Source organism: Hallella absiana (assembly GCF_025457485.1).
Taxonomy (GTDB): Bacteria; Bacteroidota; Bacteroidia; order Bacteroidales; family Bacteroidaceae; genus Prevotella; species Prevotella absiana.
Genome location: NZ_JAMXSP010000016.1, coordinates 1 through 20,698, shown reverse-complemented (window position 1 = coordinate 20,698; position 20,698 = coordinate 1). Strand labels below are relative to the sequence as shown.

At 50.2% G+C, this 20,698-nt stretch carries 19 protein-coding genes; 15 read left to right on the top strand and 4 right to left on the bottom strand.

The genetic code is table 11. From position 1 onward, the window contains the following. Window positions 1–74 precede the first annotated feature (74 nt). The 13 genes from NG346_RS09185 to NG346_RS09130 all read left to right on the top strand — a co-directional run bounded on the left by NG346_RS09185 (window position 75) and on the right by NG346_RS09130 (window position 15,041). The gene (locus tag NG346_RS09185; RefSeq protein ID WP_262288618.1) at window positions 75–719 is read left to right on the top strand and encodes a DUF4923 family protein; all 645 of its coding nucleotides are present in this window, start codon (window positions 75–77) and stop codon (window positions 717–719) included. 305 nt (window positions 720–1,024) lie between these two features. Further along, window positions 1,025–2,020: an AAA family ATPase gene (locus NG346_RS09180; protein WP_154534477.1), complete on the top strand. Its 996-nt coding sequence runs from the start codon at window positions 1,025–1,027 to the stop codon at window positions 2,018–2,020. A gap of 26 nt (window positions 2,021–2,046) precedes the next feature. Then, window positions 2,047–2,916, top strand: a complete 870-nt coding sequence (locus NG346_RS09175) for a DUF58 domain-containing protein (RefSeq protein ID WP_262280066.1) — start codon at window positions 2,047–2,049, stop codon at window positions 2,914–2,916. A gap of 214 nt (window positions 2,917–3,130) precedes the next feature. Beyond that, window positions 3,131–4,177 carry a hypothetical protein gene (locus NG346_RS09170; RefSeq protein WP_396266805.1) on the top strand — a complete coding sequence of 349 codons (1,047 nt, stop codon included), beginning with the start codon at window positions 3,131–3,133 and terminating at the stop codon, window positions 4,175–4,177. Window positions 4,178–4,200: 23 nt separating this feature from the next. Then, a complete protein-coding gene (locus tag NG346_RS09165) occupies window positions 4,201–5,199 on the top strand; it encodes a vWA domain-containing protein (protein ID WP_154534480.1) in 999 nt (332 codons plus the stop codon). A gap of 212 nt (window positions 5,200–5,411) precedes the next feature. Next, on the top strand, window positions 5,412–6,437 hold the full coding sequence (locus NG346_RS09160) for a VWA domain-containing protein (protein ID WP_154534481.1): 1,026 nt from the start codon (window positions 5,412–5,414) through the stop codon (window positions 6,435–6,437). Then, window positions 6,437–7,132, top strand: coding sequence for a tetratricopeptide repeat protein (locus NG346_RS09155; protein ID WP_154534482.1), 696 nt, complete (start codon window positions 6,437–6,439; stop codon window positions 7,130–7,132). Before NG346_RS09160 ends, NG346_RS09155 begins: the two co-directional genes overlap by 1 nt. A gap of 38 nt (window positions 7,133–7,170) precedes the next feature. Continuing rightward, the gene (locus NG346_RS09150) at window positions 7,171–9,009 is read left to right on the top strand and encodes a BatD family protein (protein WP_154534493.1); all 1,839 of its coding nucleotides are present in this window, start codon (window positions 7,171–7,173) and stop codon (window positions 9,007–9,009) included. Window positions 9,010–9,051: 42 nt separating this feature from the next. Then, entirely contained in the window at window positions 9,052–9,831 is a 780-nt protein-coding gene (locus tag NG346_RS14535; protein ID WP_317620792.1) for a tetratricopeptide repeat protein, read from the top strand. A gap of 15 nt (window positions 9,832–9,846) precedes the next feature. Further along, complete coding sequence (locus NG346_RS09145) at window positions 9,847–10,554, top strand: phosphatase PAP2 family protein (RefSeq protein WP_154534484.1); 708 nt, start codon at window positions 9,847–9,849, stop codon at window positions 10,552–10,554. A gap of 38 nt (window positions 10,555–10,592) precedes the next feature. After that, the gene (locus NG346_RS09140) at window positions 10,593–11,858 is read left to right on the top strand and encodes an S-adenosylmethionine:tRNA ribosyltransferase-isomerase (protein ID WP_262288616.1); all 1,266 of its coding nucleotides are present in this window, start codon (window positions 10,593–10,595) and stop codon (window positions 11,856–11,858) included. 4 nt (window positions 11,859–11,862) lie between these two features. Continuing rightward, window positions 11,863–13,089: a DUF2027 domain-containing protein gene (locus NG346_RS09135; RefSeq protein ID WP_262288615.1), complete on the top strand. Its 1,227-nt coding sequence runs from the start codon at window positions 11,863–11,865 to the stop codon at window positions 13,087–13,089. 11 nt (window positions 13,090–13,100) lie between these two features. Continuing rightward, entirely contained in the window at window positions 13,101–15,041 is a 1,941-nt protein-coding gene (locus tag NG346_RS09130; protein ID WP_262288614.1) for an NAD(+) synthase, read from the top strand. Between the two features lie 132 nt (window positions 15,042–15,173). Here the strand turns inward: NG346_RS09130 and NG346_RS09125 are convergent, their stop codons facing one another. The 4 genes from NG346_RS09125 to NG346_RS09110 all read right to left on the bottom strand — a co-directional run bounded on the left by NG346_RS09125 (window position 15,174) and on the right by NG346_RS09110 (window position 19,629). Next, window positions 15,174–15,782 carry a DUF4840 domain-containing protein gene (locus NG346_RS09125; protein ID WP_262288613.1) on the bottom strand — a complete coding sequence of 203 codons (609 nt, stop codon included), beginning with the start codon at window positions 15,780–15,782 and terminating at the stop codon, window positions 15,174–15,176. A 360-nt stretch (window positions 15,783–16,142) separates the two neighbouring features. Then, window positions 16,143–17,291, bottom strand: coding sequence for a protein kinase domain-containing protein (locus NG346_RS09120; protein ID WP_262288612.1), 1,149 nt, complete (start codon window positions 17,289–17,291; stop codon window positions 16,143–16,145). 633 nt (window positions 17,292–17,924) lie between these two features. Beyond that, window positions 17,925–18,515, bottom strand: a complete 591-nt coding sequence (locus NG346_RS09115) for a Maf-like protein (RefSeq protein ID WP_262288611.1) — start codon at window positions 18,513–18,515, stop codon at window positions 17,925–17,927. Window positions 18,516–18,639: 124 nt separating this feature from the next. Continuing rightward, window positions 18,640–19,629, bottom strand: a complete 990-nt coding sequence (locus tag NG346_RS09110; protein WP_262288610.1) for an Rpn family recombination-promoting nuclease/putative transposase — start codon at window positions 19,627–19,629, stop codon at window positions 18,640–18,642. A 209-nt stretch (window positions 19,630–19,838) separates the two neighbouring features. On the opposite strand from NG346_RS09110, the gene NG346_RS09105 reads away from it, so the two are divergent. Together NG346_RS09105 and NG346_RS09100 are read left to right on the top strand one after the other, a co-directional pair. Beyond that, window positions 19,839–20,117: a xenobiotic reductase B gene (locus tag NG346_RS09105; protein WP_262280012.1), complete on the top strand. Its 279-nt coding sequence runs from the start codon at window positions 19,839–19,841 to the stop codon at window positions 20,115–20,117. Continuing rightward, window positions 20,117–20,596 (top strand): zeta toxin family protein, encoded by a 480-nt coding sequence (locus tag NG346_RS09100; RefSeq protein ID WP_262288609.1) that lies wholly within the window; start codon window positions 20,117–20,119, stop codon window positions 20,594–20,596. The genes NG346_RS09105 and NG346_RS09100 overlap by 1 nt, the downstream gene beginning before the upstream one ends. Window positions 20,597–20,698: the final 102 nt, after the last annotated feature.

Sequence of the window (20,698 nt, the reverse complement as noted above, 5' to 3'; positions counted from 1 at the left end):
CGGAACCTCAGCGATTGTATGCAAGGATAATTACTTTATACACATAAATACAAATAAACATTAAGATCAGAGAGATGAAAAAAATGAGTTTGCTCGTAGCCGGCGCGGCATGTCTGCTGGCTACAAGTTGTGGCACTGTGGGCGCAGGTAGCGCATCGTCCAATACGGGCACTGATGTGCTCAACGGTGTCATTGGCGTATTGAACAATGCCAACACCATTGGTGACGTGATCAGCAGCGTCATCGGTTCCAACAAGCTGACCAAATCGCAGCTCTATGGCACATGGAAATACAATGGTCCGGGTTGTGCCTTCACGTCCAACAGTGCATTGGCAAAGGCTGGCGGTGAGGTAGTTGCCTCGCAGATCAAGTCTAAACTCAAAGAAGACTACAGCAAAGTGGGCTTCACTGCGAAGAACACACAGATCACCTTTAACAAGGACAACACCTTTACGGCATACGTCGATGGCAAGAAGTTCAGTGGCAACTACACCTACGATGAGTCGACCAATGCCTTGAAACTGACCGGTCTGCTGCTCTCGCTCAATGGTTACGCTACACGCAACAGTCAGGGAGTGGCCATTCTCTTTGAGTCAAAAAAACTCTTGACACTTATTCAAACCATGTCTGCTATGAGCGGCAATACTACGCTGAGCTCTATCGGCGAGATCAGCAAGAACTATAACGGTGTGAGACTGGGATTTGATATGGCCAAGTAATTGGTTCCAAATACAATAGATGATGGTGGAAGAGTGGACTTCGGGTCGCTTCTTCCACCATTTTTCGTTTCAGCAGAGTGGTTTTCTGTCAGTCATTATTCAACACCTTATCCCTTTGTCTTCCATTGCTCAAGTACTCAGACTTGCCTTGTTGAGTTCCCATAAATATCTTGAGCTTTGAAAAAGTTTCTTAAATATAGCGTGCTATATTTCCAATTTAATATTATTTATTACCCTTGATTCTCTGCTCTTGAGAGAAAATTGTACTTTTGCCATAAAAATGAACAGCATTAAAGCTTTAGAATATGGCAGAATCAGTTGACATTAGAGAATTGAACATAAAGATTGAGCAGAACAGTGCTTTCGTCACGAACTTGGTGACAGGAATGAATCAGGTCATCGTCGGTCAGAAGCATTTGATCGATGCCCTGCTCATTTCGTTGCTCAGCGACGGCCACATCCTGCTGGAGGGCGTACCTGGCTTGGCAAAGACCCTCGCCATCAAGACACTCTCGCAGCTCGTGGATGCTGACTTCAGCCGAATACAGTTTACACCCGATTTGCTGCCTGCCGACGTGGTAGGTACAATGATCTATTCCCAGAAAGACGAGAACTTTCAGGTCAAGAAAGGTCCGGTCTTCGCCAACTTCGTGCTGGCTGATGAGATCAACCGTGCTCCGGCCAAGGTGCAGAGTGCTTTGCTCGAGGCAATGCAGGAGCATCAGGTGACCATCGGCGAGAAGACTTTCACCCTGCCCAACCCGTTCCTCGTCATGGCTACTCAGAACCCTATCGAGCAGGAAGGTACCTATCAGTTGCCTGAGGCACAGGTCGACCGTTTCATGCTCAAGGTGATCATCGACTATCCGACTCTGGAAGAGGAGAAAGCCATCATCCGCGAGAACCTGCAAGGAAAGATGCCTGAGGTGCGTCCCGTGACGACGGCAGAGGAGATCATCCGTGCCCGCGAGGTGGTGAACATGGTTTATATCGACGAGAAAATCGAGCAGTATATTGCCGACATCGTCTTCGCGACTCGCTATCCCGAGCGCTATGGCATGCCCGAATTGAAGGACTTGATCACTTTCGGCGGCAGTCCGCGTGCAAGTATCAACCTCGCCAAGGCAGCCCGCGCCTATGCTTTCATCAAGCATCGGGGCTATGTGGTGCCCGAAGACGTGCGTGCCGTGGCTCACGACGTGCTGCGCCACCGCATCGGACTCAGCTATGAGGCTGAGGCTGCCAACGTTTCCAGCGAGGAGATTGTCAGCAAGATTGTCAATAAGATCGAGGTGCCTTGATCAAGAAGCTTAAAGAAGGAGAATTCGTGGACACTAACGAGATACTACAAAAGGTCAGAAAGATAGAGATCAAAGCCCGGGGATTGAGTCAGAACATCTTCGCGGGCCAGTACCACTCTGCCTTTAAAGGCAAGGGTATGGCTTTCTCCGAGGTGCGTGAATATCAGTTCGGGGACGATGTCCGGGATATTGACTGGAACGTCACCGCCCGCTTCCACCATCCTTATGTCAAGGTCTTTGAGGAGGAGCGTGAGCTCACGGTGATGTTGCTCATCGATGTGTCGGGATCGCTGGACTTCGGTACAACACAGCAGATGAAGCGTCAGCTGGCTACAGAGATCGCCGCTACGATCGCCTTCTCGGCCATTGAGAACAACGACAAAATCGGTGTCATCTTCTTCTCCGACCGCATCGAGAAGTATATTCCGCCAAAGAATGGACGTAAGCATATCCTTTACATCATCCGCGAGATGCTTGACTTCCATCCACAGAGCACGCGCACGGACATCGGTATGGCTACGGCCTATCTCACCCGCGTGATGAAACGCCACTGCACTTCTTTCATCATCAGTGACTTCTACGACCGCAAGGACTTCACCAAAGAGATGGAGATTGCCAACCGCAAACACGATGTGGTGGCCATACAAGTCTATGATCCGCGTGCCAAACAGTTGCCCGACGTGGGACTGCTCAAGGTATTGGACGCTGAGACAGGCCATGAGATGTATATCGATACATCGAGCAGAAAACTCCGGCAGGCTCATACGCGATACTGGATTGAACGGGAAGATAAGCTCAACACGGTGTTTGCCAAGAGCCGCATCGACTGGACGGCAATCGCCACAAACGAAGATTTCACGAAAGCACTGATGCTGCTGTTCAAGCGCAGAGCATAATACCGATCGCGTCTGTATAAAGATCAGGTCATACTGAAGAAAGGATCAATGGTGGCTGAGCGGAAGATCAGATCGTGCAAAAGGAAAGATCTATGGTGTTTGGGAGGAAAACCAGATCATAGTGAAGGAAAGACAAAAGGTATTTGAGAAAAGATTAGAAGAGTAGAGAATAGAGGTTATGACCAAAAAGATATGGCAATATGTTTTGACGTGCATGATGCTGTTGCTGTCACTCAACGCAGCGTCACAGGTCACCGTAGAGCAAAATGTGGACTCGGTGGGGATTCTCATCGGTGAACAGGCTCATTTGCAGCTTACCGTCACAATGCCCGCTGGCTCTACCATACAATGGCCCGCGTTGAAGGAACGCCAGATGGTAGTTCCGGGCGTGGAAGTCGTGAAGGTCGCCGATGCTGATACATTGTCGTCAAGTGGCAAGGAACTTAAGGTCTGCAAAGTCTACACGATCACCTCGTTTGACGAACATCTCTATTCCATTCCTCCTTTACCAGTCAAGGTCAACGGAAAAAACTATCAAGGCGGCGTCGCTGCCCTGAAGGTGATCACGATGAATGTCGACACGCTCCATCCCAACCAGTTCTTTCCGCCTAAGGACGTTCAGGACAATCCTTTCTCATGGGCTGAGTGGAGGCCTTATTTCTGGTTGTCGCTGTTGATGTTGCTGATCGTCCTCGTCATGGGGTATCTCTACATCCGTCTGCGTAGCAACAAACCAGTGATCACACGTATTCGCATCGTGAAACACGTGCCCGCACATCAGCGTGCCCTGAATGCCATCAACAAAATCAAGGAAGAACGGCTCACTGCCAGTGAGGATCAGAAGACCTATTACACGCAGCTCACCGATACGCTGAGGAAATATATCCAGGAACGCTTTGGCTTCAATGCCTTGGAAATGACTTCCAGCGAGATCATCGAAAGGCTCAATGACTCGGGTGACAAGAAGATGATTGACGAGCTCCGCGAGCTGTTCACAACAGCAGACCTCGTGAAGTTTGCCAAATACTCTACGCTCATCAACGAAAACGACCTCAACTTGGTGAATGCGATCAACTTCATCGACGAGACCAAGCAGGAGAACCAACCCACAGAGGAACGTATCGTGCCGCAGCTCACTGAGGGCGACAAGCGCACGCGACAGAACCGCATCACCATCAAGTCGCTGCTCTGGGTCTTGGGTATCATTGCTGCAGTCTGCCTGGTATATGTATGTTATCACGTATGGCTGCTGCTTGGATGAGCGATAATTAAAGATTGACGATCATGGAATTTGCTGATAAACAATATTTCTTACTGCTGTTGCTGCTCATCCCTTACGTCTTGTGGTATTTCCTTTACCGCAAGCGAGATGAGCCGACACTGCGTATGGGCGACACCTACGCCTATGAGAATGCGCCGAAGAGCTGGCGAGTGCGCCTCGTCAACGCCCCGATGCTCCTGCGTTGTGTGGTGTTTACGCTCATCGTCTTCATCTTGGCGCGGCCTCAGACCCATAACTCATGGGGACACAAACAGGTAGAGGGCATTGACATCATGCTGGCCATGGACGTGTCTACTTCCATGCTGGCGGAGGACTTAAAGCCGAATCGCATTGAGGCCGCCAAGGATGTGGCCGCCGAGTTCATCTCCGGCAGACCCAACGACAATATTGGACTGACGATCTTCGCTGGTGAGGCGTTCACACAGTGCCCGATGACCACCGACCATGCGTCGCTGCTCAATCTGTTGCAAAGCGTGCGCACTGACATCGCTGCCCGTGGACTCATCCAGGACGGAACGGCATTGGGCATGGGACTGGCCAACGCCGTGTCACGACTGAAAGACTCTAAAGCCAAGAGCAAAGTGGTGATCTTGCTGACTGACGGTAGTAACAACATGGGCGACATCTCACCACTGACTGCTGCGCAGATCGCCAAGTCGTTGGGCATCAGAGTATATACCATTGGCGTGGGAACGAACAAGGTGGCTCCTTATCCCGTGCAGGTGGCAGGTACCGTGCAGTATGTCAACATGCCGGTGGAGATTGACACGAAGACACTCAGCGACATCTCGGCGATCACCGACGGCAATTTCTATCGTGCCACCAACAACCGGCAGCTGAAGCAGATCTATCACGACATCGACCAACTCGAGAAGACGAAGATGAACGTCAAGAAGTATTCGCGCTACTATGAGGCTTACCAGCCCTTCGCCATTGCCGCGGTCTTCTTCCTCCTGTTGGAGATCCTGCTGCGCAACACGGTTTTGCGTCGACTGCCTTAAAAGGTAACCTGCTGACGCCCCTATATATAATAAGGTGTAGGCAAGCTATGTTCATTGTGCATCGAACCTATGTTCATGACGCATCGAAGCTATCTTCATGGCGCATCGAAGCTATCTTCATGACGTTGGGAGCCTATCTTGCAGATGTAGTAAACTGAAAAGAAGAGAATCCAAAGGCTTAGGCCGAAGGAAAAAAGATAAACGAAAAGACAATGAGATTTGAAGATCCGACATACTTATGGCTACTCTGCCTGCTGCCTTTGCTGTTTCTGCTGAGGGTAGCAAGCCATTTCAAGCAGAGGAAACGGCTTCGCCGGTTGGGTGATCCTCAGCTGTTGCGTCAGCTCATGCCCGACGTTTCCAGGGCAAGGCGTGCGGTGAAGTTCTGGTTGATGATGGGTGCTTTGGCCATGCTGATCCTTGTTTTGGCACGTCCGCAAATGGGAACGCATGTGTCACACGACAAGCGTCAGGGCATCGAAGCCATCATCTGTATGGACATCTCCAATTCCATGCTCGCCGAGGATGTCGTGCCGAGCCGACTGGAAAAGAGCAAGATGCTCGTCGAAAACATGATCGACCACTTCACCAACGATAAGGTGGGTCTGGTAGTCTTTGCCGGTGATGCTTTCGTACAGCTGCCGATTACCGCTGACTATGTCTCTGCCAAGATGTTCCTGCAGGACATCAATCCTTCGCTCATTGCCACGCAAGGCACAGATATCGGTCATGCCATACAGTTGGCGATGCACAGTTTCACGCAGGCCAACAATATCGGACGCGCCATCATCGTCATCACCGATGGTGAAGACCACGAAGGTGGTGCTGAGGAAGCGGCTGCCGAAGCCAAGAAAAAAGGCATCAACGTGTTTATCCTTGGCGTCGGTGATCCTCATGGCGCACCGATCCCTACCGGCGACGGCTACATGAAGGATGCGTCAGGACAGACAGTGATGAGTGCACTCAACGAGCAGATGTGCCGCAAAATAGCGCAAGCGGGCAGTGGTATGTACATACATGTCAACAACACGGCGGACGCTCAGAACGAGTTGAACAACGATTTGGTCAAACTGCAGCAAGGTACTACCGATGCTGTGGTTTATAGTGATTACAACGAGCAGTTCCAGGCTTTCGCCATCATTGCTCTGATCCTTCTCGTTGTGGATGTCTGTCTGATGGAGACACGGAATCCATTGCTGAAGAAGGTAACGATCTTTAAGAATAAAGGAAAGAGATAATGGACATACGTAAGTATATTCTTTTGATCCTGCTGGCTCTTGCCGGTGTCATGCAGATGCAGGCGCAGGCTGACCGGCAGTTCATCCGGAACGGTAATAAGCTCTACCGCCAACATAACTATGCCAAGGCTGAAACGGAATACCGCAAGGCCTTGAGCAAGAATGCGCGCAACACGCAGGCTATGTATAATCTCGGTTGCGCACTGATGATGCAGCAGAAAGATTCCGCCGCCATCGTACAGCTGCAAAATGCCGGGCGCAGTGAGCAGTCACCGCGCCGCAAGGCAATGGCTTATCACAACATCGGTGTGATCTGCCAGCAACACCGGATGTATGGCGAGGCCATCGAAGCCTACAAAGAGAGCCTGCGCAATAATCCCGGCGACAACGAGACACGCTATAACCTTGCCCTCTGCCAACGGCTCCAGAAAAAACAAAAGCAAAACGGAGGCAAAAACAATCAGAAGAACAAAAACAAGAAAGATAATAAGAAACAACAGAATAAGCAAAAGAACAATAAGCAGAACAAACAAGATCAGAACAAGCAGCAACAACAGCAGCCCAAGGAGCAGATGAGCAAAGACAATGCCCAGCAGTTGCTCAACTATGCCATCCAACAGGAGAAGGCTACGCAAGAGCGTCTGAAACGCAACGAACAGCAACCGCAACGCAGAAGACTGCAACAAAACTGGTAATAAGTTTTCTTGATATCTGATAAGATGTACTTGATATGATGACGCGTCGAATACTTCACATATTTGTTTTCACCCTGATGTTGGCTGCCGTGGCACTGGCATCGCAGGCTCAGATTGCCGTCTCTGTCCCCTCGCATGTAGAGGCGGGAGAGAACTTCCGGCTGTCCTATACCATCAACACGCAGGATGTCGATGAGTTCCGGGCCGGTAACATTCCTGGCGGACTGGAGTTGATTGCCGGTCCTTACACTTCGCAGCAGTCGAGCTACCGTATGGTCAACGGTCACACGAGCAGTTCGTCATCCATCACTTTCACCTATACGCTCTATGCCGCCAAGGACGGCTCGTTCACGATTCCGCCTGCTCATGCGCGCATCAACGGGCGTATGGTAGCCTCGCGGGCTGCTAAGGTGGTGGTCAGCGGACGGGCTCACAACAGTGGCGGCGCACCGAAGATGCATGGTGAAGACGAGAGTCGCGAGCCAAGCATGGCGTCGGCAGGCAGCCGGATCACCGCCAACGACCTGTTTATCAAGGTCACTGCCAACAAGCGGCGGGTGCATGAGCAAGAGCCGATACTGCTCACCTACAAGGTCTACTCCCTTGTGGACCTGACACAGTTGGAGGGTAAGATGCCGGATCTCACCGGTTTCCACTCCCAAGAGGTGCCTCTGCCTCAGCAAAAAAGCTTCCATCTTGAGCGCGTCAACGGTAAGCCCTATCGTGCCGTGACGTGGAGCCAGTATGTCATGTATCCGCAGATGACGGGCAAACTCCAGATTCCGAGCATCACATTCAAGGGCATCGTGGTACAGCAAAACCGCTCCGTCGACCCGTTCGAAGCTTTCCTTAATGGTGGCTCCGGCTATGTCGAGGTGCACCGCAACATTGTGGCACCGGGACTGACCGTTCAGGTGGATCCCTTACCGGCCAAGCCAGCAGGCTTCTCCGGCGGCGTCGGCAAGTTCAATATATCCGCGCAACTCACCAAGAAAGAGGTGAAGGCCGGCGATCCCGTCACCCTCAGAGTAGTGGTAGGCGGTAATGGCAACCTCAAACTCATCAAGCAGCCCGAGGTCAACTTCCCTAAGGACTTCGACAAATATGACGCCAAGGTGACCGACAAGACCAAGCTGACATCCACCGGCGTGGGTGGCAACATGATCTACGACTTCCTTTTTGTGCCGCGCAACCAGGGCACTTACACCATCCCTTCGGTATCGTTTACCTACTACGACACCGACTTGAATGCCTATAAAACCATCAAGACACAGCCGTTCAAGCTGATTGTAGACAAAGGCGACGGCAACAGCACGTCGGCAGACTACGATGCTCAGAAGGCCAACGACATCCACGACATCATGTCGGGCAAGTGTGAGCAGCGTCAGGTCGGCAATTTCTTCTTTGGCTCCACGTCATGGTGGATCTCGTTGCTCTTGCCGTTGATCGCCTTCATCGTGCTGTTGGTCATCTTCCGCAAGCGTGCCTTGGATCATGCCGATGCCGTGAAGATGCGTGGCAAGAAGGCCAACAAGATCGCGCGCAAACGACTGAAGAAAGCCAGCAAACTGATGTTCCAAGGCAAGAGCGAGGCCTTCTACGACGAAGTGCTCCGTGCACTGTGGGGCTATGTGGGCTATAAACTCAATATTGCAGTGGAACAACTCAACCGCGACAACATCACCGAGAAACTGCAAGGGCATCAAGTCGATGATGCCACCATCGGCAAGTTCATCTCAGCCCTCGACACATGCGAGTATGAGCGCTACGCTCCCGGTGATGCCTCCGGCAATATGGAGAAGACCTTCAACAGTGCGATGACCGCCATCGAGGAGATCGAGGAGGTGATGAAACGCAACGGCGGACGCAAGAAATAAGCGTTGGACTTTGTCCCAAAAGAAAACGATTAGGAAGAAATCATGATGAAGAAGCATATCTCAAACATAGGAAACAGCATCAGACGCCTGCTCGTGCTTGTGGCAGGCTTGCTGTCTGTCACACTGTCTTTTGCCATCACAAAGGACAATGCCGACACGGCCTATAAGCAAGGTAAGTATCAGCAGGCGATCATCGACTATCAGGAATTGCTGAAAGAAGGTGTGTCACCGGAGCTGTACTACAATCTTGGCAATGCCTACTATCGCAGCGACAACCTCGCGCAGGCCATTTTGGCTTATGAGCGCGCCGCGCAGCTGTCGCCGGGAAACAGCGACATCCGTTTCAACTTGCAGTTCGCGCGTGCCAAAACCATCGACAAGATCGTACCGGACAACGAGATGTTCTTTGTCACGTGGTACAAGCGTCTCGTCAACTTCACGAGTGTGGACAACTGGGCACGCACGGGCATCGTTGCCGTCGTGCTGGCTTTGCTGTTGATGCTGGCTTATCTCTTCGGTCCACAACTGGTGGTTCGCAAGATTGGCTTTTACGGCAGCAGCATTGCCTTGTTGTTGTTTGTTGTCACCACCTTCTTTGCCTGGCAGCAAAAACAAAACCTTGAACGCCATTGCGGAGCCATCATCATGGCACCGTCCGTGACGATCAAGAAGACACCCGTCGCTAATGGCACCGACGCTTTCGTGCTTCACGAAGGCACAAGAGTAGACATTACTGACAAGAGCATGAAGTCGTGGTACGGCATAAAAATAGGCGACGGGCGGGAAGGATGGATTCCCGCCTCGCAAGTAGAGATCATTTAATCGTTTCAGGTAGTCATGACATTGGACGGATTGATCGCTTTTGACCAGCACTTGCTGGTGATGCTCAATGGGAGTGATTCCATGTTTTGGGATCACTTCATACTCATTTTTACCAACGGCCTAACTTGGGTTCCCTTGCTCTTCACCCTTTTCCTACTTGTGATGAAGAACAATGAGACGATGGTGCAGATCGGTCTTGTGGTAGGCTGCGTGTTGTTGGGCGTTTTCCTCTCCGGTGGCATCAACGGCATGATCATCAAACCTTTGGTAGCGCGGCTACGTCCTTGTGACGACCCAATGCTGAAATATACCGTCGATGTGGTGAACAACTACCGTGCGTCAGGGTTTAGTTTCTTCTCCAACCATGCTGCCAACACCATGGCGATCGCCGTGTTTATGATGTGGCTCGTGCGCAGTCGTCTGCTGAGCCTTACGCTCCTCTCTTGGTCCCTGCTCAATGGCTGGTCACGTATCTATCTCGCCCAGCACTATCCCTTGGATGTTGTCGTGGGCTGGCTATGGGGAGCGATGATGGGCAGCGTGGCTTATTATGTTTTCTACAGACTATATAATAAGGTGAGCCCGCCCGTCAACTACATCTCATCACAGTATACCACCACAGGCTACAGCAACGTCGACATCCACAATGTCATGCTTGTGCTCACGCTCACGATCTGTGTGGCTATCATCTGCGCACTCTTGACCATGACAGGCAGCTATTGACTTTCATCCTTTACTTATCAGTATTATACACAACGACAATGGATACAAAACATATACATATCAGTGATTATAACTACGACTTACCCGACAGTCGTATTGCCAAGTTCCCGCTGAAAGAGCGCGACCACAGCAAATTGCTTATCTACGACCACGGTACGGTCAGCGAAGATATTTTCTACAATCTGCCACAGCACCTTCCTGCCGGTGCGCTGATGGTTTTCAACAACACCCGCGTCATTCAGGCGCGCATGCACTTCCGCAAGGAGACCGGTGCGCTCATCGAGGTGTTTCTCATGGAGCCTGCTGAGCCTGCCGACTACGAGCAGATGTTCCAGACAACCGGAAAGTGCAGCTGGCTGTGCATGGTCGGCAATCTGAAGAAGTGGAAAGAGGGTACGCTCCACCGCGACTTTGAGATCAAAGGCCACAAACTCACCCTCAATGCCACAATGGACCGCAGCCGTACGGCTGAGAAGAGCGGTGGCACCAACTATTGGGTCGACTTTGAGTGGGACAACGACCAGGTCAACTTCGCCGACATCCTTGAGGCTGTTGGCGAGCTGCCCATCCCTCCCTATCTCAACCGCGAGACGCAGGAGAGCGACAAAACCACTTACCAGACCGTCTACTCCAAGATCAAAGGCAGTGTGGCTGCACCGACGGCAGGACTGCACTTCACCGACCGCGTGCTCAGAGACGTCGACGCGCATGGCATCATCCGCGATGAGGTCACGCTGCATGTTGGTGCCGGAACCTTCAAACCCGTGAAGTCTGAAGAGATAGAAGGCCATAATATGCACACAGAGTATATCGTCGTCCATCGCCATACCTTTGAGCATCTCCTTGAGCATCAGTGTCGGGCCATCGCTGTGGGCACCACGAGCGTGCGCACCTTAGAGAGCCTTTACTATATGGGCGTGAAGGCTTTGACCCATCCCGACATCTCGGAGGAAGAGCTGCACGTCAATCAGTGGGAGCCCTACGACCTGCCGCATGACGAGCAGGGACTCGTGATCGTCGACGGAAACAGCGTCACGGTGGAGCAGTCCATCCGTGCCCTTCTCGACTATCTCGATCGCGACGGCCTGGAAGCCCTCCATTCCAGTACTCAGATCATTATTGCTCCGGGCTACACCTATAAGATTGTGAAGATGCTCATCACCAATTTCCATCAGCCTCAGAGCACGCTGCTGCTCTTGGTCAGTGCCTTCCTTCATGGCGACTGGCGCAAGGTCTACGACTATGCCCTCAGCCATGACTTCCGCTTCCTGAGCTATGGCGATTCCAGTTTGTTAAAAGTTTAAGTATATGAAGATAGGAGACAAAGTAAGTTTTCTCAGTGAGGTCGGCGGCGGAAAGGTAGCTGGCTTCCAGGGCAAAAACATCGTGTTGGTAGAGGACGAGGATGGTTTTCAGATCCCCATGCCCGTCAATGAGGTTGTTGTCGTCAAACAGGACGACTACACCACTGCCAATGTCATCAACAAACGCGCCGAGGCTGAGGAGCACCGGGCTGAGGAGACACCGCTCAACCGTGGCGGACGCTCTGTCAAAGCCATGATGCAAGACGGTCAGGACGAGGAAGTGGACATGACGGTCGAGGACACCGTCGACGACACCAAAGAGGTCACTTACCGGCCGCAGGCCGTGGAGCGGCAGGGCGGCAACCAGCTTTCGGCTTATCTCGCCTTCGTTCCTGAAGATGTCAAGGAACTCATCAACAACCCGAAGTTCACGGTCAACCTTGTCAACGACTGCAACTATTATCTGAAATATACCTATCTCCAGGCCGAGGGCAACAGTTGGACAGTGCTCTCTGAAGGTGAGGTGGAACCCAACACTGTGCTTTTCCTTGGAGAGCTCGGCCGTGAGGATGTCAACCATCTCGACCGTGTGGCAGTGCAGCTCATTGCCTACAAGCGTGAGAAGCCGTTTATCCTCAAGCCCACTGTCGACGTTCAGCTGCGTCTCGACCCCGTGAAGTTCTATAAAGTGCATACGATGCAGGTCACCGACTTCTTCAAGTCTCCCTGTCTGCTCTACACGCTGGTGGAGAACGACAAAGTCGCGCGGCCGCTCGTCCTTGACGCAAAGCGGCTCAAGGAGGAAATGTACGCCGGCAAGCAAACCGACGCTGCTGCTCAGGCTCCTACCGCCAAACAGCGTGAGCAACTGGTGAGCCGCTACACCGACGACCAGAGCAAGGGCAACAAGCGCAACTCGCCTTATATCCGCCATCGCGGTCTTGACGACGCACTCGTCGTCGACTTGCATGCTGAGGAAATCCTCGACACCACGCAGGGAATGAAGCCTGGTGAGATTCTCGACTATCAGCTCAAGGTCTTCCGCGACACGATGAACGCTCATCTGAACCGCAAAGGCCAGAAGATCGTCTTCATCCATGGCAAGGGCGAGGGCGTGCTGCGCCGTGCGCTCATCAACGATCTCACCTACCGCTACAAGAAATGCACCTACCAGGACGCCTCGTTCCAGGAATACGGCTACGGTGCCACCATGGTCACCATCAACTCTTAAACGCAAGCAAAATGGAATACGGATATATCAAGGTGGCCTCGGCTGTGCCTCTTGTCAGCGTTGCCAACTGCAACGAAAACGTCAAAAACATAGAGACGCTCATCGCACAGGCCGAAGGACAGGGCGTGGAGATCATCGTCTTTCCGGAGCTGTGCCTCACCGGCTACACCTGTCAGGATCTCTTCCGGCAACATGTGTTGCTCGACGCTGCCGAGGTGGCGGTGATGAAACTTCTTGAGTTCACCAACCAACTCGACATCATTGCCATCGTCGGAGCACCCGTGGCGGTGGGAGATCTGTTGCTCAACTGTGCCATCGTCATTCAGAAAGGTCATGTGCTCGGTATTGTGCCGAAGACATACTTGCCCAACTACAGTGAGTTCTACGAGAAACGCTGGTTTGCTTCCGCTCAGGATCTGCGTCCCTGCACGTTCCATTTTGCGGGTCATTCCGTTTCCATCACCTCATCGCCACAGCTCTTCCGCACCATGGACGGCGTGACCTTTGGCATAGAGATCTGTGAGGACGTATGGGCACCGACGCCACCGAGCAACCATCTTGCACTGGCAGGTGCCGACATCATCTTCAATCTCAGTGCCAGCGACGAGCTGATCGGTAAGCACGACTATCTGCTCAGCTTGCTCAGCAACCAAAGCGCTCGCACCATGAGCGGCTATGTCTACAGTAGTGCGGGCTTTGGCGAAAGCACACAGGACGTCGTTTATGGCGGCAATGCGCTGATCTATGAAAATGGCAAGCTGATCGCCCAGGGAGAGCGATTCTCTTTGCAGCCACAGTTGCAGACGGCACAGATCGATGTGGAATACCTGCGCTCGGAGCGACGGATGAACACGACGTTTACCAACGCTCAGCGCCGGATGATCAACGAAGACATTCGCTTTATCGATGCCGACGTTGTCGACCATCACGACTTTGTCTTGGAGCGCAGTGTCAATCCGCATCCTTTCATCCCACAGAGCGATGACATGGAGCGGTCGTGCAACGAGATCTTCTCTATTCAGGTCATGGGTCTGGCACGCCGCATTGTCCACACTCATGCCAAGACTGTGGTCGTCGGCGTGAGTGGCGGGCTGGATTCTACACTGGCCTTGCTGGTATGCGTGAAGACCTTCGACAAGCTCGGCATGGACAGAAAAGGCATCGTCGGCGTCACCATGCCGGGCTTTGGTACCACAGACCGCACCTATAACAATGCAGTCAGCCTGATGAACTCTCTGGGCGTGACCATCCGTGAGATCAGCATCGCCAAGAGCGTTACACAGCACTTCGAGGACATTGGCCACGACATGCAAGTGCATGATGTCACTTACGAAAACGGGCAGGCACGCGAGCGCACCCAGATCCTCATGGATCTCTCCAACCAGCTTGGCGGTCTCGTCATCGGCACCGGTGACCTCTCGGAACTCGCTCTGGGATGGGCTACCTACAATGGTGACCACATGAGCATGTATGGTGTCAACGCCTCTATCCCCAAAACCCTCATCAAGTATCTTGTGGAGTTTGTTGCCAAGACCGTAGATGACAAGAGCGCCTCGACGCTCTTCGACATCATCGCCACACCGATTTCGCCCGAACTGATTCCGGCCGACGAGCACGGCAACATCAAGCAGAAGACCGAAGACCTCGTGGGACCCTACGAGCTCCACGACTTCTTCCTCTACTATTTCCTGCGTTGCGGCTTCAGTCCCCGCAAGATCTTCATGCTGGCCTGCCATGTCTTCGACGGTACGCATCCCCAGAAAGGCGTGTCGATCTATTCCGAGGAGACAATCCGTCACTGGCTTCGCACGTTCTGCCGTCGCTTCTTTGCCCAGCAGTTCAAACGTTCCTGCCTGCCCGACGGACCTAAGGTGGGCTCCGTCAGCCTCAGTCCGCGTGGTGACTGGCGAATGCCTACCGACGCCCAGTCGGCATTATGGCTGGAAGAATAGCCATTTGTCAGATAATAAAATCGTAAGAGAAGTCAATAGGAAAAACGTTTCCTGCTGATGCTATAAAACCAAGAAAGCCCCAAGCAACCGGATTTGATGGTTGCTTGGGGCTTTCGTTATTGTCACGAAGGGTTATTTTGCATTGAAGTAGAAGGGCAGTGCCAGACCGTTGGCGAGCAGATTCGTTCCACCTGTGATATTTTCGTAATCAAGGTAAACGCCGCCTAAGACAATTTGCAGTCCAAGTTCCTTTCCACTCTTAACACCGTAAGAGTTGGGGTATCCTGCGTAGAAGGCCAGTGTGATCGTGTGGGGCGTTCCGTCAGCCGTTGTGCTGAAAGTCAGTTTCTGAGGTTGGATGTGGAACGTCACCGGGGAGAGATCGTAGAAATAAGTATAGCATTTCAGGATCTGTGCCGGAGCATTTTTCAGACATGCCTTGGCTGTCGCGTCTTGCACGAAATGTGCGATGGAGTTGACACGGAAGTTGTAGACCGTCACCGTAGAGTCTGTCTCAAAGTTCACCATTGCATCTACGGAGTCTACTTTGGCTGGCTTTGTGGTGAAGATAGAGTCGTAGTAGACCAGTTGCCCATTATGCTCTCCCGCTACAGACAGATAAGCCGTGTGCTGCTCTTCGCGCGTCAGTCCGCTGTTGTCGTCATCATCGCTTAAGCAAGAAGTCATGGTCAGTGCTGCGATCATGCACAGCAACAATGTCAGGATTGAAGTTTTTCTCATTTTCTTTATTATTATAGACTTAAACGTTTCTAATTATCAAATGCAAAGATAAGGAAAAACTTGCACGTGAGGGAAACTTTTTTGAGAAATAAATATTCCCCAGCTATGTGTAACAACGAAAATAAATCCTACAAAAAGTCCTCCGCGGCAACTTGCATTATAGAGAAAGAGAAATCAAAAAATAAGGAGTTGAAGGCCAAAAAAGCATTCCACAAGTGAGAGAGCGGTGATTCTTGATAATCACATAGGTGCTTGTTGACTTATGACATTAGTATGTGCTTACGCAAAAAATAGTTTGCGCCAGTATCATATATAATAATAAGGTGTAGCATGCTTTATGACGTGCTACACCTTACTTTTTTATTGTTGTTTCGACTTGATATAGTCGCTGAATGCTTTGTCAAAGGCGGCGAACTGTTGTTCGTTGAGGCTACCCAATGTCTTGCGCAGTCCTTTGTAGTAAATGGTTACCTTCTTGTGGATCTGATCCGGATCTGTGCTGGAAGCATAAATCTTGTCGATGTCGATGTGCATCTGCGGAACGAGGTTGTTGAGAAATACCAAATCGCCCGTGTACTGTGGTGTCTGTGCGGATGCAGTCTGCTGAGTGTTGTTAGTGCTGTCTGTGGTGGGAGCCACCGATCCGGAAACGCTATTGGCGGAGTCAGTGTTTTGAGCCGAATTGTCGTCAGCGACCAGCGTGGAGTCAGCGTCGTCAGTCTGCTGGGCCGTTTGGCTGCTTCTACTGAAAAGCAGTACGGCGGCAATGACCACGAGTACGGCAATGGCAATTACCAATCCCATCATCTTCTTGCTTGCAGTCGAAGATGAACTTTCATTCTTACGGCTATAGTGGTGGTGCTCGAAAGCCTCCATAAAGTCTTCAATGCTGGCGTACCGCTCACTCCGACCAAAGCTGCAACTGCCATCAATGACCTGGCTATACTCCTCTCCAAGCTCCATGACCCTGACAATCATGCCTAAGGAATAAACGTCAGCACGGGCATCCAGAGCTACGGTGCCGTCCTTGGCTTCCGGAGCGAAGAAGCGCAAACTGCTACTGGGCATGCTTATGGTGTCAGCATATCGCATACGGAAATTGAGAACCTTTACCTCGTCAGCCTTCTTTGTGACAAAGATGTAGGAAGGATCGAGCGCGCCATGTATCATACCATTCTGGTGGAGATACTCCAGTGCTGACGCAATCTGACTGACAATCCGCTTTTTCTCGTCTTCACCGTGACCCTCATCAAGATATTCCAACAGAGAGTGTGAGGATTCCCATTCCAGTTCGATACAAGAGCCAAGGCCCTCGACGTCTTTCATGCCAAGGTATTTCAGCAAATGCTGATGGTCGAGATCTTTGCAGCGGTCAAATTCTTTTTTCATGGACCGCTGGTATTGTGGTTTGCTCTGATAGGCTTCTTTAAGAGAGATAAGCAACACATCCTGACCATCGTCTTTAGCTATGGTGAGTTTCTGTATGCCGTCCGTTTTTATCTCTTGCATGTCTGTTACAGTCATGGCGTTTTATGTTTAAATGATTATATTACTGCAAAGATAGTGTAAACGAGTGGAATAGCAAAGAAAAACCGCAAAAAAATGAGACGGGTAGGGGTTCTTACAAAGAGAAGGTCATCGCAAAGTCTTCATGAAGTGAAGATTTAGCATATCAGTAGCCTCTGCTTTTTTATAGAAGAAGGTGCCTGATCACACTTCAAAAAAGCCCTGTGACAAAGTCTTGCGCTTGATTTACATCAATATCAAACGATTGTATTGTGACTTTTCTGCATGAATATTAGGCAGAATGGAATAAGAAACATAACTTTGCCCTCGCAAAAAAAGGCTTACGACTTCTGTCGGTAGCCACTGTTTAAATCTTATCAATGTAAAGAGATTGTAGTTATGACAGACAAATTAGTGACAATGAATGCTCAGGCAGATCTGCAAGACAAAATGCGCATCGACATGATTCTCGGTGGCCGTCGTGCAGCACTGGACGCTTTGAAGGCTAAGAAAGCATAAGTTGTTTTCTGCTTTCAGAAAGCAAGGAAAGCGACTTTTAGATTTGACAAACGGTGCTCAACACAGGCAAGAGTCTGTTGGAGCACCGTTTCTTTTTATATTATTCTTTAGGAACTTCTATTTTTCTATTTCCATGATTTCCTGATAGATGCGCTGCACGGGGAGTCCCATGACGTTGTAGTAGCTGCCGTGGATGGACGTCACGCCGACATAGCCGATCCACTCTTGTATGCCGTAGGCGCCGGCCTTGTCAAAAGGACGGTAGTGGGCGATGTAGTAGTCGATCTCGTCGTCGGTGAGTTGCCGGAAGGTAACGTCTGTCGAGACTCCGAACGTCTTTTGCGCTTTGGCTGTGGTCAACGTCACGCCGGTGACCACCTGATGCGTACGTCCGCTGATGAGACGGAGCATACGGCGTGCGTCATCGGCATCGTGTGGCTTGCCAAGTATCGTATTGTCGACAATGACCACCGTGTCGGCAGTGAGCAACAGTTCGTCGTCGGCAACTTGATAGGCGGCAGCCTTCTCTCGTGAGATATATTGCGGTACCTCTTCGGCGCGCAGCGTCTTGGGATAGCTCTCGCTGACGCCTTTGACCACCTTCACCTCGAAGTCCAGGTCCAGTCCTGCCAACAGCTCTTTGCGTCGTGGCGATGCGCTGGCAAGTATGATTTTCAGTCTCTTTGTTTCCATTTTCTTATTGTTCATAGCCTTTTTTTTCTCAGCGCAAATGTAGCCAAAAGTTATCAATGCACAAAAGAGCGACGGGTTAAAGCTGGTTAATAACGGTCAAGCCATAAGGATGAATCTGCTAGATAGGGGATGGATGGGTCTATAGTTTTTCGATGTCATCTATCGGCATTCCCGTTACCTTAGCGATCGCCTCCAAAGGCAATCCTAAGGTCTTCATAGCCTTTGCATTCTTTTTTCTTTCATCCGAAGCACCCTGCTCAATACCTTTTTCCATTCCTTGCTCCATTCCTTTTTTCATTCCTTGCTCCATTCCTTTTCTCATTCCCTGCTCCATTCCTTTTTTCATTCCTTGCTCCATTCCTTTTTTCATTCCTTTCAACTCTGCCGTATCGAGTACGTTCTTCATGTCGCGATAGACCTTCAAGCTGTCCTCGTAATCCTGACGTTCCTCAGGTGTGTATCGGGCTATCTCGGCCTGTTCAAAAAGCCGTGTGAAGATGCGCTCCTGCAAGGCTGCTGGCCGTTTCATCAGGCGAGAAAGGTTGTGAAGGACAAAGAGCCATTTGTCGTACATTGTTTTCAGTTCTTCCTCTTTCTTGGTAAACTTTGGCATCTCAAGATAAAGGAATGTCAGCTTGTCATAGAACACATGCTTGTCATCTACATCCACTAACTTCACTTCGTGACGAAGGCTGTCTTTGGGATATTCGTTATCGGGAAAGACGAAATCCAAAATTCCGACTGTGTAGACGCCTTTAAGTTTAAAATCCCAGATTCCTTTCTTACCTTGATTCTGGATAGGAAAGGTGGAATAGAATACACTTCTGTCCTTAAAGAACTGTTGCTCCGCTTTCTGCATCTCTACGATGAACGTCTCGCCTTTTTCGTTTTCGCAATATACATCAAAGATAGCACGACGGTCGCCATAGCTATTGCCAAGATTCTCACCATTCAAGTAAGTAAGGTCATTGATCACCTCCTTGCCCTCGAACAGCGAGTTGAGAAAGCTAATCAGCAGATCTTTATTGAGAGGAGTACCAAACAACTTCTTAAATCCGAAGTCTGTGTAGGGATTGATATATTTGGCACCTCCCATTTCTTCTATGTCCTGTATGCTTCTGTTTGTCATATCGTTGCCTATTTAGGGGTTTCATTTGCAAATATAGGTATTGTTTATGATATATGCAAATTATTTGGGCTGATAGTTTTTGATTCGCTCGGAAGAGAATGATGTTGCTTTTAGCCTTTTCAATGGACTTACTTACATTTCTGCACTGAAAATTTGTAAGATTCAAAGTAAAGCGCTATATTTGCCTCAGCAAATAAAGAATAATTATTATGTGCAGATATGAAGATATAGAAAGTTGGAAACTCTCTAATGGGAAATCCATAAAAGAGATAAACAATCATGTTCATGACGAGGTAGAGAAGATTTATCTTGACTCTTGGGCCAAGGGGATAGCTGTTCCTTATTTCGACGAAGATGGTAATATGTTCCTTGCTAATCCTGATGGTAGTGATGATGCTGTTTCTTTTGACGGAAAGACACGCGAGTACAAGATACTGAAACGTGTCGCGGCTCCAGGACAAGGTAAAATGTCATACTTGTTGAGATAATGAGCGGAAGACCCGAATTTATTTTAGTGGCAGGACCTAATGGCGCAGGAAAAAGTAGATTGGGTCCGTTCTATTCAAAGGTCAAAGCCTTTGATGGGGATAAACTCGCTTTAGAGCTTCGCAAGAATCATCCGGAATGGAACTCCAACTGGATAGATGGTTCCGTTATAACCGAACTAATGAAACAAAAAGATGATGCAATCAAAGCGCATAAGGATTTTGCATTTGAAACTAATTTTTCTTCACATCTACCTATCACAATGGCTAATGAGTTTAAGAGAGAGAACTACAAGTTGGTTTTCATCTATTTTGGCTTATCCTCGATTGATGAGTCTGTAGCAAGAGTTAATCAAAGGTTTGTGACTGGTGGCCACGATATTACTTATGAAACGATAAAGTTTAATTTCGTTGAAGGTGTTCGGCAAACACAAGAGAATCTTTGCCTTTTTGATAATATTCTACTCAAGTTTCGCAAGTGAATGAGCATACGCTCAAGCTGCATTAATATTGTATAGTACGTAGAATTTATGGAACTTCGGATTTTCCTCAACAATGGCAGAGAGCAGCTCCTCGGCGTCAGC